General features: G+C 73.2%; 15 protein-coding genes. 13 read left to right on the forward strand and 2 right to left on the reverse strand.

All coding sequences use genetic code 11. The features are described 5' to 3' along the window. The first annotated feature begins 65 nt into the window (after positions 1–65). Genes ACIGA3_RS08120 through mmuM form a run of 4 tightly spaced genes read left to right on the forward strand, consistent with a single transcriptional unit; the run spans position 66 to position 3,529 of the window. On the forward strand, positions 66–1,316 hold the full coding sequence (locus tag ACIGA3_RS08120) for an FAD-binding protein (protein ID WP_399711683.1): 1,251 nt from the start codon (positions 66–68) through the stop codon (positions 1,314–1,316). Positions 1,317–1,368: 52 nt separating this feature from the next. After that, entirely contained in the window at positions 1,369–1,947 is a 579-nt protein-coding gene (locus ACIGA3_RS08125) for a TetR/AcrR family transcriptional regulator (protein ID WP_399711684.1), read from the forward strand. Beyond that, on the forward strand, positions 1,944–2,636 hold the full coding sequence (locus ACIGA3_RS08130) for an alpha/beta fold hydrolase (RefSeq protein ID WP_399711686.1): 693 nt from the start codon (positions 1,944–1,946) through the stop codon (positions 2,634–2,636). The genes ACIGA3_RS08125 and ACIGA3_RS08130 overlap by 4 nt, the downstream gene beginning before the upstream one ends. Further along, the gene (mmuM, locus tag ACIGA3_RS08135; RefSeq protein WP_399711687.1) at positions 2,633–3,529 is read left to right on the forward strand and encodes a homocysteine S-methyltransferase; all 897 of its coding nucleotides are present in this window, start codon (positions 2,633–2,635) and stop codon (positions 3,527–3,529) included. Before ACIGA3_RS08130 ends, mmuM begins: the two co-directional genes overlap by 4 nt. Positions 3,530–3,537: 8 nt before the next feature. On the opposite strand, the gene ACIGA3_RS08140 is transcribed toward mmuM, so the two are convergent. After that, positions 3,538–5,091: a carboxylesterase/lipase family protein gene (locus ACIGA3_RS08140; RefSeq protein WP_399712507.1), complete on the reverse strand. Its 1,554-nt coding sequence runs from the start codon at positions 5,089–5,091 to the stop codon at positions 3,538–3,540. 112 nt (positions 5,092–5,203) lie between these two features. After that, entirely contained in the window at positions 5,204–6,343 is a 1,140-nt protein-coding gene (locus ACIGA3_RS08145) for a YihY/virulence factor BrkB family protein (protein WP_399711689.1), read from the reverse strand. 371 nt (positions 6,344–6,714) lie between these two features. Here ACIGA3_RS08145 and ACIGA3_RS08150 point away from each other — a divergent pair, with 371 nt between their 5' ends. The 9 genes from ACIGA3_RS08150 to cysD all read left to right on the forward strand — a co-directional run bounded on the left by ACIGA3_RS08150 (position 6,715) and on the right by cysD (position 14,562). Beyond that, positions 6,715–7,992: a GAF domain-containing protein gene (locus tag ACIGA3_RS08150; RefSeq protein ID WP_399712509.1), complete on the forward strand. Its 1,278-nt coding sequence runs from the start codon at positions 6,715–6,717 to the stop codon at positions 7,990–7,992. A gap of 174 nt (positions 7,993–8,166) precedes the next feature. After that, positions 8,167–9,501, forward strand: coding sequence for a hypothetical protein (locus tag ACIGA3_RS08155; protein ID WP_399711690.1), 1,335 nt, complete (start codon positions 8,167–8,169; stop codon positions 9,499–9,501). A 58-nt stretch (positions 9,502–9,559) separates the two neighbouring features. Next, positions 9,560–10,138 (forward strand): GNAT family N-acetyltransferase, encoded by a 579-nt coding sequence (locus ACIGA3_RS08160; RefSeq protein WP_399711691.1) that lies wholly within the window; start codon positions 9,560–9,562, stop codon positions 10,136–10,138. Between the two features lie 103 nt (positions 10,139–10,241). Further along, positions 10,242–10,325, forward strand: coding sequence for a putative leader peptide (locus ACIGA3_RS08165; protein WP_350748019.1), 84 nt, complete (start codon positions 10,242–10,244; stop codon positions 10,323–10,325). 143 nt (positions 10,326–10,468) lie between these two features. Beyond that, a complete protein-coding gene (locus ACIGA3_RS08170) occupies positions 10,469–12,166 on the forward strand; it encodes a nitrite/sulfite reductase (RefSeq protein ID WP_399711692.1) in 1,698 nt (565 codons plus the stop codon). Continuing rightward, on the forward strand, positions 12,163–12,345 hold the full coding sequence (locus ACIGA3_RS08175) for a hypothetical protein (protein WP_030802517.1): 183 nt from the start codon (positions 12,163–12,165) through the stop codon (positions 12,343–12,345). The genes ACIGA3_RS08170 and ACIGA3_RS08175 overlap by 4 nt, the downstream gene beginning before the upstream one ends. Beyond that, positions 12,342–13,052 (forward strand): phosphoadenylyl-sulfate reductase, encoded by a 711-nt coding sequence (locus tag ACIGA3_RS08180; protein ID WP_399711693.1) that lies wholly within the window; start codon positions 12,342–12,344, stop codon positions 13,050–13,052. The genes ACIGA3_RS08175 and ACIGA3_RS08180 overlap by 4 nt, the downstream gene beginning before the upstream one ends. Continuing rightward, positions 13,034–13,618: an adenylyl-sulfate kinase gene (gene cysC / locus ACIGA3_RS08185; protein WP_399711695.1), complete on the forward strand. Its 585-nt coding sequence runs from the start codon at positions 13,034–13,036 to the stop codon at positions 13,616–13,618. Before ACIGA3_RS08180 ends, cysC begins: the two co-directional genes overlap by 19 nt. Next, positions 13,615–14,562 carry a sulfate adenylyltransferase subunit CysD gene (gene cysD / locus ACIGA3_RS08190; protein WP_399711697.1) on the forward strand — a complete coding sequence of 316 codons (948 nt, stop codon included), beginning with the start codon at positions 13,615–13,617 and terminating at the stop codon, positions 14,560–14,562. The genes cysC and cysD overlap by 4 nt, the downstream gene beginning before the upstream one ends. The last annotated feature ends 1 nt before the right edge of the window (position 14,563 follow it).

Here is a 14,563-nt window from a genome sequence, read left to right on the forward strand (position 1 = left end):
CTCCCCAGGTCACGCGAGTGGTGAGAGGGTCTGGGCTCAGGCACTCTCGGGGAGGGACGGCAAGGATGACCAAGTCGGCGCGGGCGGTCACCAACTGGGCGCGGAACATCACCTACACGGCCGAGGAGTTCCACCGGCCCGCCTCGCCGGACGCCCTGCGGGCCCTGGTGGCGGACAGCGCGCGGGTGCGGGTGCTGGGCAGCGGGCACTCCTTCAACCGGATCGCGGACCCCGGCGCCGGGGGCGTGCTGCTGTCGGTGGCCGGGCTGCCCCCGGTGATCGACGTGGACACGACGGCCCGGACGGTGCGCGTCGGGGGCGGGGTCCGGTACGCGGAGCTGGCCCGTACGGTCCACGCGCATGGGCTGGCGCTGGCCAACATGGCGTCCCTGCCGCACATTTCGGTCGCCGGGTCGGTGGCTACGGGCACCCATGGCTCAGGTGTCGGCAACGGCCCGCTGGCATCGGCGGTGCGCGAGGTGGAGCTGATCACGGCGGACGGCGGCACGCTGCGGATCGCCCGCGGGGACGCCCGTTTCGACGGCGCGGTGACCTCGCTGGGCGCGCTCGGTGTGGTTACCGCGCTCACCCTCGACCTGGAGCCGTCCTACGAGGTCGAGCAGCATGTCTTCGCCGAACTGCCGCTGGACGGACTGGAGTACGAGACGGTCGCGGCCTCGGCGTACAGCGTGAGTCTGTTCACCGACTGGCGGGCGCCGGGGTTCCGGCAGGTGTGGCTGAAGCGGCGTACCGATCAGGCGCCGGTGGACTTCCCGTGGGCTCGGCCGGCGGCCGGGGCGATGCATCCGGTGCCGGGGATGCCCGCGGTCAACTGCACCGAGCAGGGCGGGGTACCCGGCCCCTGGCATGAGCGACTGCCGCATTTCCGGGCCGAGTTCACACCCAGCAGCGGGTCGGAGCTCCAGTCCGAGTATCTGCTGCCGAGGGCGGACGCGATGGCCGCGCTGCACGCTCTGGACGCGATCCGGACGACGCTCGCCGGGGTGGTGCTGACCTGCGAGGTGCGGACGGTCGCGGCCGACGCGCAGTGGCTCAGCCCCGCCTATGGGCGGGACTCGGTGGCGCTGCACTTCACCTGGATCGAGGACGCGGCGGCGGTACTGCCCGCCGTGCGCGCGGTGGAGGCGGCGCTCGGCGCGCTGGACGCCCGGCCGCACTGGGGGAAGGTGTTCGAGATGCCGTCGGCGGTGGTGCGGGAGCGATTCCCGAGGCTGGCCGACTTCCGGGCGCTGGCGGCCGAGCTGGACCCTACGGGCAAGTTCGCCAATGAATTCGTGCGGGAGATCCTTTCCTAGAGCCTCTAGGATACGAGCTGGACACCCAAGGGGCATCCAAGGAGGTGGGTCCATGGCGCGTGCGGGGATCACGGCCGACCGGCTGGTCGCGGCCGCAGCCGAACTCGCGGACGAGGCCGGCTTCGAACACGTCACCCTCTCCGCCCTGGCCCGGCGCTTCGGGGTGAAGGACGCGAGCCTGTACTCGCATGTCCGGAATCTGGCCGACCTGCGCGCCCGGCTGGCGCTGTACGCGGGCGGCGAGCTGATCGACCGCATCGCGGCGGCGGTCGCCGGACGCGCGGGCCGGGACGCGCTGACCGCGTTCGCGGACGCCTACCGCGCCTACGCCCGCGAGCACCCCGGCCGGTACGCGGCCACCCAGATCCGTATCGACCAGTCCCTGATCGCGGACTCCCCCGCCCTGCGCCGCACCGCCGAGATCACCTACGGGATGCTGCGCGCCTACGGCCTCTCGGAGCCCGACCTCACGGACGCGGTACGCCTGCTGCGCAGCACCTTCCACGGCTACTGCGTACTGGAGTCGGCGGGCGGCTTCGGCGCCGACCGCGCTGTGGACGCCTCCTGGGGCAAGGGGGTCGAGGCGCTGCACCGGGCGCTCGAGCACTGGCCGAGGGAGGCCCAGGCATGACACCCGACTTCGACGTCACCGGTACCGGGCCCGTCCTGCTGCTCATGCCGGGCGGCGCCGGGCACCCCATGGGCCTGGGTCCGCTGACCTCGCGGCTGGCACGCCGGTTCACCGTGGTGACGTACGACCCGCTGGGCCTGGCGCACGGCCGCCTCGGGCAGCCGGTGCCGGACCAGCGGCCGGAGGACTGGGCCGACGGCGCGGACCGGGTACTGGCGGCGGTGCTGCCGCCCGGTGAGCGGGGGTACGTCTTCGGGACCAGCTCGGGCGGGATCGCGGCGCTCGCGCTGGCCGCGCGGCATCCGGAGCGGCTGGCGCACGTGGTCGCGCACGAGCCGCCCTGCGCGCTGGTGCTGCCGGACGGGGCCGAGCGGCGGCGGGAGCTGATCGCCGCGCTGGACGGGCCCGAGCGGCCACCCGCCGAGGGGCCGGAGGCGACCCCGATGGGCGTCTTCCTCGCCCACGTCCTGCGTCCGTTCACCGAGTACGTCCCCACGTCCCGGCTGGATCGGCTGACGCCGGCCGCAGGAGCGGAGTCACGCGGCCAACTCCCCTATCTCACAGCCAATTTCCTCGCTGACGGGCCTCTGCTGGAACTCCCCGGCGGCCACCTGGGCACCCTGGAGCACCCGGTGGAGTTCGCGGACCGGCTCACCGAGGCCCTTACGTCGATTAGCGTCGCGGGATGAGCACCGACCTGGCCACCGCCCTCACCGAGGGCCCGCCGCTCGTACTGGACGGCGGCCTCTCCAACCAGCTGGCGGCGGCCGGGCACGACCTGAGCGACGAGCTGTGGTCGGCGCGGCTGCTCGCGGAGGCGCCGGAGGCGATCACCGAGGCCCACCTCGCCTACTACACGGCCGGTGCCGATGTGGCGATCACCGCCAGCTACCAGGCCACCTTCGAGGGCTTCGCCAGGCGTGGCATCGACCGGGCGGAAGCCGCACGCCTGATGAGGTCCGGCGTGGAGCTGGCCCGCGAGGCCGCACGGCGGGCCGGGGTCACCCGCCCCCTGTGGGTGGCGGCCTCGGCGGGCCCGTACGGCGCGATGCTCGCGGACGGCTCCGAGTACCGGGGCCGCTACGGCCTGACCCGGACCGAACTGGAACGCTTCCACCGCCCCCGCCTGGAGATCCTGGCCGAGGCGTCCCCCGACATCCTGGCCCTGGAGACGATCCCGGACACCGACGAGGCGGCGGCCCTGCTCCACGCGGTACGCGGCCTGGGCATCCCCGCCTGGCTCTCCTACAGCATCGACGGCGACCACACCCGCGCCGGCCAGCCCCTGGAAGAGGCGTTCGCCCTGGCGGCGGACGCCGACGAGATCCTGGCGGTGGGCGTGAACTGCTGCGCCCCGGAGGACGTCCCACGAGCGGTGGAGACAGCGGCACGGGTGACGGGCAAGCCGGTGGTCGCCTACCCGAACAGCGGCGAGACCTGGAACGCGGCCACTCGCACCTGGGACAACACCCCCACCCTGACCCCCACCTGGTCGGCGACGGGCGCCCGCCTCGTGGGCGGCTGCTGCCGCGTGGGCCCGGAAACGATCACCGCGATCGCACGGTCACTGGGCCGCGTCTGACCGCCAGCTCAACGCCGCCGCAGCACCGCCGACCTCCGCAGTCGCCGTACCGCCGCAAGCCGGTCCGCCGGCGGGGACGGGGGCTGGGAGGGGAGGAGGGGGCGGGTGGGCCAGAGGGCGAGTTCCGCGTCTCGGGGGCCTTGGGCCAGGTGGGGGCCGGTGGTGTCGAAGACGCGGGTGGGGTGGGTGGCGGTCCAGGACGGCCAGCCTGGGTCTCCGGTGGTGGCGAAGTCGACCCAGGAGGCGTGCATGGTGTCGGCCAGGGACTGGGGGCCGCCGTGGCCCGCGAGTTTCACCGCTTCCTCGACCTCCCCCGTGTCGAAGACGAAGCCGAGTTCCAGGGAGTGGCAGGCGCCCAGGCCGGGGCGCAGGGAGGGCCAGGCGAACTCGTACACATGGGAATGCGACGGGCGGGCATCGGCCAGGCGGTGCAGGGGGAGGCGGAGCATGTGGTCGGTGACCAGCTGGCCGACCAGTTCGGCGGCGCCCGCCGACGGGTGCAGGGCGCGGTAGCCGCGCGGCACCTCGGAGCCGGCGTGGCAGCGGGCCATCGCCCCGGCCAGCGCGACCGCGCCGAGGCGGTCGACGTGCTCGACCAGGCCGCCGGGCACCAGCCACAGCCGGTACTCGTCGCGTGTCCAGCCCATCAGCAGGTCGATGCCGGGCGCCGCGTCGCCGCCGACGAGGGCGCGCAGCGGGTCGGCGGGTACGAGGTCGCCGTCGACGACGATCCCGAAGCCGGGGCCGCCCAGGAGGGGGCTGCTGCGCCGGCTCACCTCGGCCTGGGTGCGGAGCAGCAGGTCGCGGTCGACGGCCGCGAAGGCGGCGGCGGTCGCGGGGACCTTCAGCCGGGTGGCCATCCGGCGCACCATGCGCCGCACCTTCTCCCGGTCCGAGACCTCCGGCGCCCCGCTCTGGAGCACCGCCCGGCGGACCAGTCCGCGCGCCTGCGGGGCCGCGATCAGGACGCCGGTGCTGATCGCGCCGGCCGACTGCCCGGCCAGGGTGACGTTGCCGGGGTCGCCGCCGAAGGCCGCGATGGACTCGTGCACCCAGCGCAGCGCGGCGAGCTGGTCGCGCAGGCCCAGGTTGGCGGGGGCGTCCGGGAACAGTCCGTAGCCCTCGACTCCGAGCCGGTAGTTGACCGAGACGAGGACGACGCCATCGCGGGCGAAGGCCCGGCCGTCGTACACCGGAACCGCCGAGGAACCCCTGGTCAGCGCGCCGCCATGCAGCCAGACCAGCACCGGGAGGCGGGCGCCGGGGCCCGGCTCGGGGGTCCAGACGTTGAGGTTCAGACAGTCGTCGCCGGGGATCGAGGGGTCGGAGAGGTACTGGGCGAACGCCTCGGAGTACGGCGGTTTCGGCGGGGTGGGCCCGAAGGCACCGGCGTCCCGCACGCCCTCCCAGGGCTCGGGCGGTTCGGGGGCACGGAAGCGGCGGGGGCCGAACGGGGGTGCCGCGTACGGGATGCCGCGGAACACCGCGATCCCGTGCTCGTACCGGCCGCGCACCGCGCCGTGGGGGGTCCGGGCCACCGGGCCCGCCTGGTCCGCCGTCATCGCCCACCAGTCCTTCGTCGCCGGTGCGACCGCCGTGGCGGCGCGCACCACATCTGTCTGTCGCAGCGCCGCGCCGAGCGGATGTATTCCGGCGCACCGACCGTCCGTACGGTCAGCCGTCCTGGGAGCCCTTGGGCGGCTGGTGGCCGTTCCTGGTGTGGCCGCGCAGCCGGCCGGTGATGTCCTCCGGGGGCAGGAAGCGGGACCAGCGCTCGGGGAACTCCGACGGCATGTCGGGGTCGTCCGGGTCGGACTCGCGCAGCCCGGCCGCCCAGGCGACGTACTCGGCGACCTGGGCCTCGCGCTGGCGTTCGTTGGCCTCGCGGGCGGCGGCCGTCGCGGCGGCGGGCCAGACCCGGTCGATGGCGGCGTTGACGGCGGCGCCGACCAGCACGGCGAACGCGGACACACCGATCCACAGCAGCACGGCGACGGCGGCGGCGAGGGAGCCGTAGATGGTGGCGCCCTCGATGGTGTGGGTGAGGTAGACGCGCAGCAGCAGGCTGCCGAGGACCCACATGGCGAGGGCGACCAGCGCGCCGGGCACGTCCTCGATCCACGGGGAGCGGACCGGGACGGAGACGTGGTAGAGCGTCGTCAGGAAGACGATGGACAGCACGATGACGACCGGCCAGTACAGCACCTGGACGACCGTCTCCGACCAGGGCAGCACCCCGACCACCGCGTCCGGCCCGGCCACCATCAGCGGCAGCGCCACCGAGCCGATCAGCAGGGCGACGACGAACAGCAGGAACGCCATGATCCGGGTCTTGACGATGCCCCGGACGCCGTCGAGGCCGTACATGACGGTGATGGTGTCGATGAAGACGTTCACCGCGCGCGAGCCCGACCAGAGGGCGAACAGGAAGCCGATGGAGATGACGTCGGGCCGGCCGCCCTTCATCACGTCGTCCAGGATCGGCTCGGCGATCTCCTTGACGCCCTTGTCGGACAGGACGGTGCGGGAGGCTTCGAGGAGGTTGGTCTCCAGGCTGTGAATGGTGTCGGCGCCGGTCCAGTCGTCGACGTAGCCGAGCAGGCCGATGAGGCTGAGCAGCAGCGGGGGCACGGACAGCAGCGTGAAGAACGCGGCCTCGGCGGCGAGGCCCAGGATGCGGTACTCCATGCAGGAATTGACGGTGTCCGTCAGCAGCAGCCAGGCCGTCCTCCGTTTGGAGACGTTCTGGTAGAGGGCCTTGGCCCGGTGGAGGCGGCCGTGGGGCCGCTGGGGGGATTCGCTTGCTGACTGCACGTCCTAACGGTATCCGCCGCACCGCGCGCCCCTCACCTCGCGGGGCGCGTATGCAGGGGGCCGGGCGGACGGCTCTGCGCCGCGGGGGTGGTGCCGCGCCGACTCGGCACCGCCCCCGCGACACGGGCCCGCGACCGGGCGCGAACGCCGCCCTCGGGCGGCGCGGGGCTCAAGTCTCCCGTCGCGCTTCCGGGTTCACCAGGGTTGCAGGGGGTTGCAACTTGTCGCCGACAGTGCGCGGAGGGTGTTCGCGGACCCCGGACCGGCGGCAGTATGGGGGGCGTCGGCCGACCGGAAACCGCCGTCCGGACGGCTTGACAGAGCGTTGCGCGCTGCCCGGACAGGGAAGGACTCCCGTGGTGAACCCGCCGATGGACGTGGCGCGTCTGGCCGCCGTCGACGCGCCCCGCACGGCACGGATGCTCAGGCAGGTGCGCGAGGCGACGCTCGCCGGGCGACGTGCGCCGATGGCGCCCCGGCCGGTGATCGGGCAGTCCTGGGAGCGGATGCTGCGCGGCGGCATCGACCCCGACCGCGATGTCAGATCGGGGCTGTTGACCGCCGAGGAGGTGCGCCAGCGCCGGGAGGAGTCGCCGCTCAGGCATGTGCTGCCGGTGCTGCGCGAGGGGCTGCTTTCGGTCGCGGACGTCGCCCGGCACATCATGGTCGTCGCGGACGCCGAGAGCCGGGTGCTGTGGCGGGAGGGCTCGCCCTCGGTACTGCGCCGGGCGGACGGGCTCGGCTTCGAGGTCGGCGCGGACTGGCGCGAGGAGGTCGTGGGCACCAACGGGGTGGGCACTCCGGCGGTGGTACGGCGGCCCGTCCAGGTGTTCGCCGCCGAGCACTTCGCCCGCTCGCACGCCTCCTGGACCTGCGCGGGCGCGCCGGTCACCGATCCCAGGGACGGGCGGCTCATCGGCGTGGTGGACATCAGCGGCCCACTGGAGACCATGCATCCGGCGACCCTCGCCTGGGTGGAGTCGGTCGCCCGGCTCGCCGAGGCCCGGCTGCGCGAGCTGCACCTCGACTCCCTGGAGCGACTGCGCTCGGTGGCCGCGCCGGTGCTGGCGCGGCTGGACGGGCCGGCGCTCGCGGTGGACCGGGACGGCTGGTCGGCGGCCGTGACGGGGATGCCGTACGTACGCCGCATCGCGCTGCCCAAGCCCCTTTCGCCGGGCAGGCGTTGGCTGCCGGTCCTGGGCACCTGCGCGGTGGAGCCGCTGGCCGGGGGCTGGTTGCTGCGGGCCTCCGCCGAGCCGCCGGGCACGGGCGGCACCGGGCGCCTGGTGCTCGACCTGTCCCGGCCGGAGCGCCGGCTGCTCACCGTGTCCGACGCGGGCGGCACCTGGACGCGTGAACTGAGTGAGCGACACGCGGAGTTGCTGTACCTGCTCACGGCACAGCGCGCCGGGCGCAGTGCGGCGGGGCTGGCCGAGGACATGTTCGGCGACCCGTCCCGCACGGTCACCGTCCGGGCGGAGATGTCCCGGGTACGCCGATATCTCGGGGCGCTCCTCCTGCATCGGCCGTACCGGCTGCGGGAGGACGCCGAGATCGAGGTGCTGCTTCCGGGGAACCCCCGTGACCTGCTGCCGCGTTCGACGGCACCGGGGGTGGCGCGGCGTCGTACGGCACAGGAGGCGCGCTGAGCGCCCCCTTTCACGCCGGGCGCCTCCTGCCGCACACCGGGCACCTTTCACGTATTTGCGGGCTCTTGGCCCCGGCGCGAGGCGTGCTGCCGTAGCATCCGAGGCGGGTCCGCCCCGTGCCGGGTGATCAACGCGACGATCGCCGGGCGCAGTTGGCCCGCCTCGGGAGGAGACATGAAGCAACGCGGCAGACACCGCAGGCGCAGACGGGGCGCGGCCCTGCGCGCGGCCCTCACCGGGACCGGGCTGGCGCTCACCGCGGCGGCCACGCTGATCAGCACCTCGCAGGCCGAGGTGGCCGGGAACCCCGGCGCGCTCAAACCGCTCACCTCCGCCGCCGACACCGCCCCGCTGCGGCTCCAGGAGCGCCTGGAGCCCGCCCCCGTCCTGAACCGGCTCTCCGCGTCCATGGGCCGCCCGGTCGGCGTGGACGCCGTGCTCGGCGACGCCGACCGCCGGATGCGCGCGGGCGCCGACTGCGCGGACGGCGACCGCTCCTCCCTGCCTCTCACTCCCGAGGCCACCCGTTCCTACTGTTGGGACCCGGCCGACACCGCCAATGGCGCCTGGCGGCCCGCCGCCGTGACCACCTCCGGCGCCGCCGACGAGGACGGCGTCTGGGGCCGGCACCGGGTGGTGCTGACCGGCTGGACGCACGCCACCGACACCGGGAGCGCGGCCGAACGCGGCCTGACCCGCGTCGCGTTCACGAATCTCGACGACCCCGCCCGGCCCGTCTACCGCTGGGTCCTGCTGGTGGTGCCCGTCGATGGCGGCCGGGACTACCGCGCCCTGACCTCGGGCATCTCGGGCATGGACTGGAATCACGGCAAGCTGCTGGTCACCGCGTCCGACGGCGGCGCCGAGGCGCTCTACGTCTACGACCTCGACCGCATCCAGCGCACCACCACCAGCGAGCCCGCCGTCGGCCGGGTGCCGCACGGCTGGTCGGCCGCCGGTTACCGGTACGTCCTGCCCGCCGTGGGCTCCTACCGCTACACCCAGGGCCGCTGCGCGGGCGGCCGGCCGCCGTGTCCCGGCCCGCTCGCGCTGGACCGGAGCACCGCCCCGGACAGCCTGGTCGCGGCCGAGCGCACCGCTCCGGACGGCGCGCGTCGCGCCCGGCTGTGGCGGTACGCGTTCAGCGCCGACCCGGCGCGCGGCGGTCTGCTCGCCACCGACTCCGCGGGGCACACCGACGCCGTCGAGGTGTTCCGGACGAAGGCGCGGGGCGTGCGGGGTGTGCTGTCGTACCAGCACGCCGGGGCGGCGGGCGCCTCCTGGTACACCGGTCAGCTGCCCGGCGCCGAGGACGGCCGGGGCGGGCTGTGGCGGCAGGACGCGGACGGCGCGAAGGGCGCCCGCTGTGGCGCGGACGGCTCGCACCACTGCTGGACGGAGTCGGCGGTGTCGCTGTCGTACTGGCAGGAGACCGGCGAGGTGTGGTCGCTGTCGGACCGCATGCTGTTCTCGGTCCCGCTGGCCGCGCTGGAACGCTCGCTGGACTGAGCCGTGATCTCGCCGACGACGATCGACAGTCCGGTGGGCGGGATGATTCCCTGAGCCCATGAGCAGCGTCCCTGTCACCACCTGGTCCCTGGAACAGACCTCGCCGGCCGACCTCCTGCCCGCCGCGGCACCCGAGGGCGACGCGGTGCGGATCGTGCGGGCCGAGGTGCCGTCCCCCGAGTTCAGCCGTTTCCTGTACGCCTCGGTCGGCGGCGACATCCGCTGGACCGACCGGCTGGGCTGGACCCACGCGCGGTGGCGGGAGTACCTGGGGCGGCCGGGCGTGGAGACCTGGGTGGCGTACGAGCGGGGCACGCCCGCCGGGTATGTCGAGCTGGAGGCGACGGACGAGGGCGTGGTGGAGATCGCCTACTTCGGTCTGCTGCCCGCGTTCCGGGGGCGCCGCATCGGTGGTCATCTGCTGTCGGTGGGCACGGCCCGCGCCTGGGACCTGGCGACGCGGTGGCCGGATCTCGCGCCGGTCAAGCGGGTGTGGCTGCACACGTGCAGCAAGGACGGCCCGTACGCGCGGGACAACTATCTGCGGCGCGGCTTCACGCTGTTCGACACGAAGGTGGAGCTGGAGCCGGAGCTGCCGACGCCCGGACCGTGGCCGGGCGCGTTCCTGGGCGACTGACCGGTACCGGCGCTCCTCCTAGCCGTCTCGCCATTCAGAATAGATCCGTCCAGATGGCGGACAATGGTGGACTGGCCCGAGAGGCGCGTGACACGCTGCCGTCATGTCTGGAACTGGAATCGCCTTGGTGAGTCGACGCCACGTCGACCTCGGCCGCATGTCCAGCGCCATGTGTCGGGCGAGCTGAGCACTCCAGCACCGCCGACCTCTTTCTTCACCCCGTTCAGCGCAACGCCGCGCACGTGTGCCCCGCGTGCGCTCATGCGCGCAGGCCAGAGCCGATTTGCCGCCTGTTTCTGATTTGCCGCCTGTTCCTAAGGACGTAGAACCATGGCCCCCAGTCCCCAGGACCCCGCTGCCGCCGCGCCCCGCCGCAAGGTGAGTCGTCACCGTGGTGAGGGCCAGTGGGCGGTGGGACACCACACCCCGCTCAACGGCAACGAACAGTTCAAGAAGGACGACGACGGTCTCAATGTGCGGACACGCATTGAGACGATCTACTCCAAGCGGGGTTTCGACTCCATCGACCCCAACGACCTGCGCGGCCGCATGCGCTGGTGGGGTCTGTACACCCAGCGCAAGCCCGGTATCGACGGCGGCAAGACCGCGATCCTCGAGCCGGAGGAGCTGGACGACAAGTACTTCATGCTGCGGGTGCGGATCGACGGCGGCCGGCTGACCACCGCCCAGCTCCGCGTCATCGGCGAGATCTCGCAGGAGTTCGCGCGCGGCACCGCCGACATCACCGACCGGCAGAACATCCAGCTGCACTGGATCAGGATCGAGGACGTGCCGGAGATCTGGCGGCGCCTCGAGGATGTCGGGCTGTCCACCACCGAGGCGTGCGGCGACGTCCCGCGTGTGATCCTCGGCTCGCCGGTCGCGGGCATCGCCGAGGACGAGATCATCGACGGCACCTGGGCCATCGAGGAGATCCAGCGCCGGATCATCGGCAACAAGGACTTCTCCAACCTGCCGCGCAAGTTCAAGTCCGCGGTCTCCGGCTCGCCCCTGCTGGACGTGGCGCACGAGATCAACGACATCGCGTTCGTCGGCGTCGAACACCCCGAGCACGGGCCCGGGTTCGACCTCTGGGTGGGCGGCGGCCTGTCCACCAACCCCAAGCTCGGCGTGCGGCTGGACGCCTGGGTGCCGCTGGAGGAGGTACCGGACGTCTACGAGGGCGTCATCTCCATCTTCCGCGACTACGGCTACCGCAGGCTCCGCAACCGCGCCCGGCTGAAGTTCCTGGTCGCGGACTGGGGCGCGGAGAAGTTCCGGCAGGTGCTGGAGGACGAGTACCTGGGCCGCAAGCTGCTCGACGGCCCGGCGCCCGAGCAGCCCGTGGAGCGCTGGCGCGACCACGTCGGTGTGCACCGCCAGCGCGACGGCCGTTTCTACGTCGGGTTCGCGCCGCGCGTCGGCCGGGTCGACGGCGCCACGCTGGCGAAGATCTCCGGTGTCGCGGAGGAGCACGGCTCCGGCCGGGTCCGCACCACCACCGAGCAGAAGATGATCGTGCTGGACGTCGAGGCGGACCAGGTCGACTCGCTGGTCGCCGGTCTCGAGGCGCTGGACCTCCGGGTCAGCCCGTCGCCGTTCCGGCGGGGCACGATGGCCTGCACCGGTATCGAGTTCTGCAAGCTGGCCATCGTCGAGACCAAGGCGCGCGGCAGCGCCCTCATCGACGAACTGGAGCGCCGCCTGCCGGAGTTCGACGAGCCGATCACCATCAACCTCAACGGCTGCCCGAACGCCTGCGCCCGCATCCAGGTGGCGGACATCGGCCTCAAGGGCCAGTTGGTGGTGGACGAGGACGGCCGGCAGGTCGAGGGCTACCAGGTGCACCTGGGCGGCGCGCTCGGCCTGGAGGCCGGCTTCGGCCGCAAGGTGCGCGGCCTGAAGGTGACTTCGCGGGAGCTGCCCGACTACGTCGAGCGCGTCCTGCGCCGCTACGAGGCCGAGCGCACCGACGGCGAGCGGTTCGCCGTCTGGGCCGCGCGGGCCAGCGAGGAGGCACTGTCGTGAGCGAGCGTGCCGCACCGTTCCACTGCCCCTACTGCGGTGACGAGGACCTGCGTCCGAGCGAAGAGGGCCATGGCGCCTGGGAATGCGGAGCCTGCAATCGCGCCTTCCAGCTGAAGTTCCTCGGGCTGCTGGCCCGAGGTCTGAAGCGGGGCGACGACGGAGGGGACGACCGGATATGACGGCCGCTCAGAAAGAGCGCACCGAGGACGAGTTGCGGGACCTGGCCGAGCGTGCGGGCCGTGAGCTGGAGGACGCGCCCGCGCTGGAGGTGCTGCGCTGGGCGGTGGACACCTTCGGCGACCGGTTCTGCGTGACCTCCTCGATGGAGGACGCCGTGGTGGCCCACCTGGCCGCCCGGGTGCGGCCCGGCGTGGACGTGGTGTTCCTCGACACCGGCTACCACTTCCCGGAGACCATCGGCACCCGTGACGCCGTCGACGCCGTGATGGACGTCAACGTCGTCACGCTCACCCCCGAGCGGACCGTGGCCGAGCAGGACGCGGAGCACGGGCCCCGGCTGCACGACCGCGACCCCGACCTGTGCTGCGCCCTGCGCAAGGTCCAGCCGCTGGAAGCGGGCCTGACGGAGTACCAGGCGTGGGCCACCGGGCTGCGCCGGGACGAGTCGCCGACGCGGGCCAGCACCCCGGTCGTCGGCTGGGACGCCCGGCGCCGCAAGGTCAAGGTCTCCCCCATCGCCCGCTGGACCCAGGACGACGTGGACGCCTACGTCGCCGAACACGGCGTGCTGACCAACCCGTTGCTGATGGACGGCTACGCCTCCGTGGGCTGCGCCCCGTGCACCCGGCGGGTGCTTCAGGGCGAGGACGCGCGGGCCGGCCGCTGGGCCGGGCGGGGCAAGACCGAATGCGGGCTGCACGGATGACGACCGACCGGACTGAGGAGCGAGAACACGTGACGACCGGAGCCACCGTCTGGCTCACTGGTCTGCCGAGCGCCGGCAAGACCACCATCGCCACCGAACTGGCCGGCCGGCTGCGCGCCGAGGGGCGGCGCGTCGAGGTGCTCGACGGCGACGAGATCCGCGAGTTCCTCTCGGCCGGCCTCGGCTTCGCCCGCGAGGACCGGCACACCAACGTCCAGCGCATCGGCTTCGTGGCCGAACTCCTGGCCCGCAACGGCGTGCTGACGCTGGTCCCGGTGATCGCGCCCTACGCGGACAGCCGCGAGGCGGTGCGCAAGCGGCACGCGGCGACCGGCACCCCGTACCTGGAGGTCCATGTGGCGACCCCGGTCGAGGTGTGCGGCGAACGGGACGTGAAGGGGCTGTACGCCCGGCAGGCCGCGGGTGAGCTGACCGGGCTCACCGGTGTGGACGACCCGTACGAGGAGCCCGCGGCGCCGGACCTCAGGATCGAGACGCAGGGGCAGAGCGTCGCGCGGTCGGCGGCCGCGGTGCACGCCCTGCTCGGCGAGAGGGGACTGGCATGACGACGACCGTCGCCAAGGTCACGGGTGACGGCGAGGGCACGGACAGCCCGTACGCCCTCTCCCACCTGGACGCGCTGGAGTCCGAGGCGGTGCACATCTTCCGCGAGGTGGCGGGCGAGTTCGAGAACCCGGTGATCCTGTTCTCCGGGGGCAAGGACTCCATCGTCATGCTGCATCTGGCGCTGAAGGCATTCGCGCCGGCGGCTGTGCCCTTCACGCTGCTCCATGTGGACACGGGACACAACTTCCCCGAGGTGCTGGAGTACCGGGACCGTGTGGTGGCCGCACATGGGCTGCGCCTCCATGTGGCCTCCGTACAGGACTACATCGACCGGGGTGTGCTCAAGGAACGTCCCGACGGCACCCGTAATCCGCTCCAGACGCTGCCGCTGACGGAGAAGATCCAGAGCGAGCGGTTCGACGCGGTGTTCGGCGGCGGGCGGCGTGACGAGGAGAAGGCCCGCGCGAAGGAGCGGGTGTTCTCGCTGCGCGACGAGTTCTCCCAGTGGGACCCGCGCCGCCAGCGCCCGGAGCTGTGGAACCTGTACAACGGCCGCCACGCGCCCGGCGAACACGTCCGGGTGTTCCCGCTGTCCAACTGGACCGAGCTGGACGTGTGGCAGTACATCGCCCGCGAGGGCATCGAGCTGCCGGAGATCTACTTCGCGCACGAGCGCGAGGTCTTCTCCCGCAGCGGCATGTGGCTGACGGCCGGCGAGTGGGGCGGCCCGAAGGAGACCGAGCCGGTCCAGACCCGTCTGGTGCGGTACCGCACGGTCGGCGACATGTCCTGCACGGGCGCCGTCGACTCCGACGCGACCACGCTGGAGGCTGTCATCACCGAGATCGCCGCGTCCCGGCTGACCGAGCGGGGCGCGACCCGCGCCGACGACAAGCTCTCCGAGGCCGCGATGGAAGACCGCAAGCGCGAGGGGTACTTCTGAC

The organism is Streptomyces sp. NPDC085596, assembly GCF_044541565.1.
Taxonomy (GTDB): Bacteria; Actinomycetota; Actinomycetes; order Streptomycetales; family Streptomycetaceae; genus Streptomyces.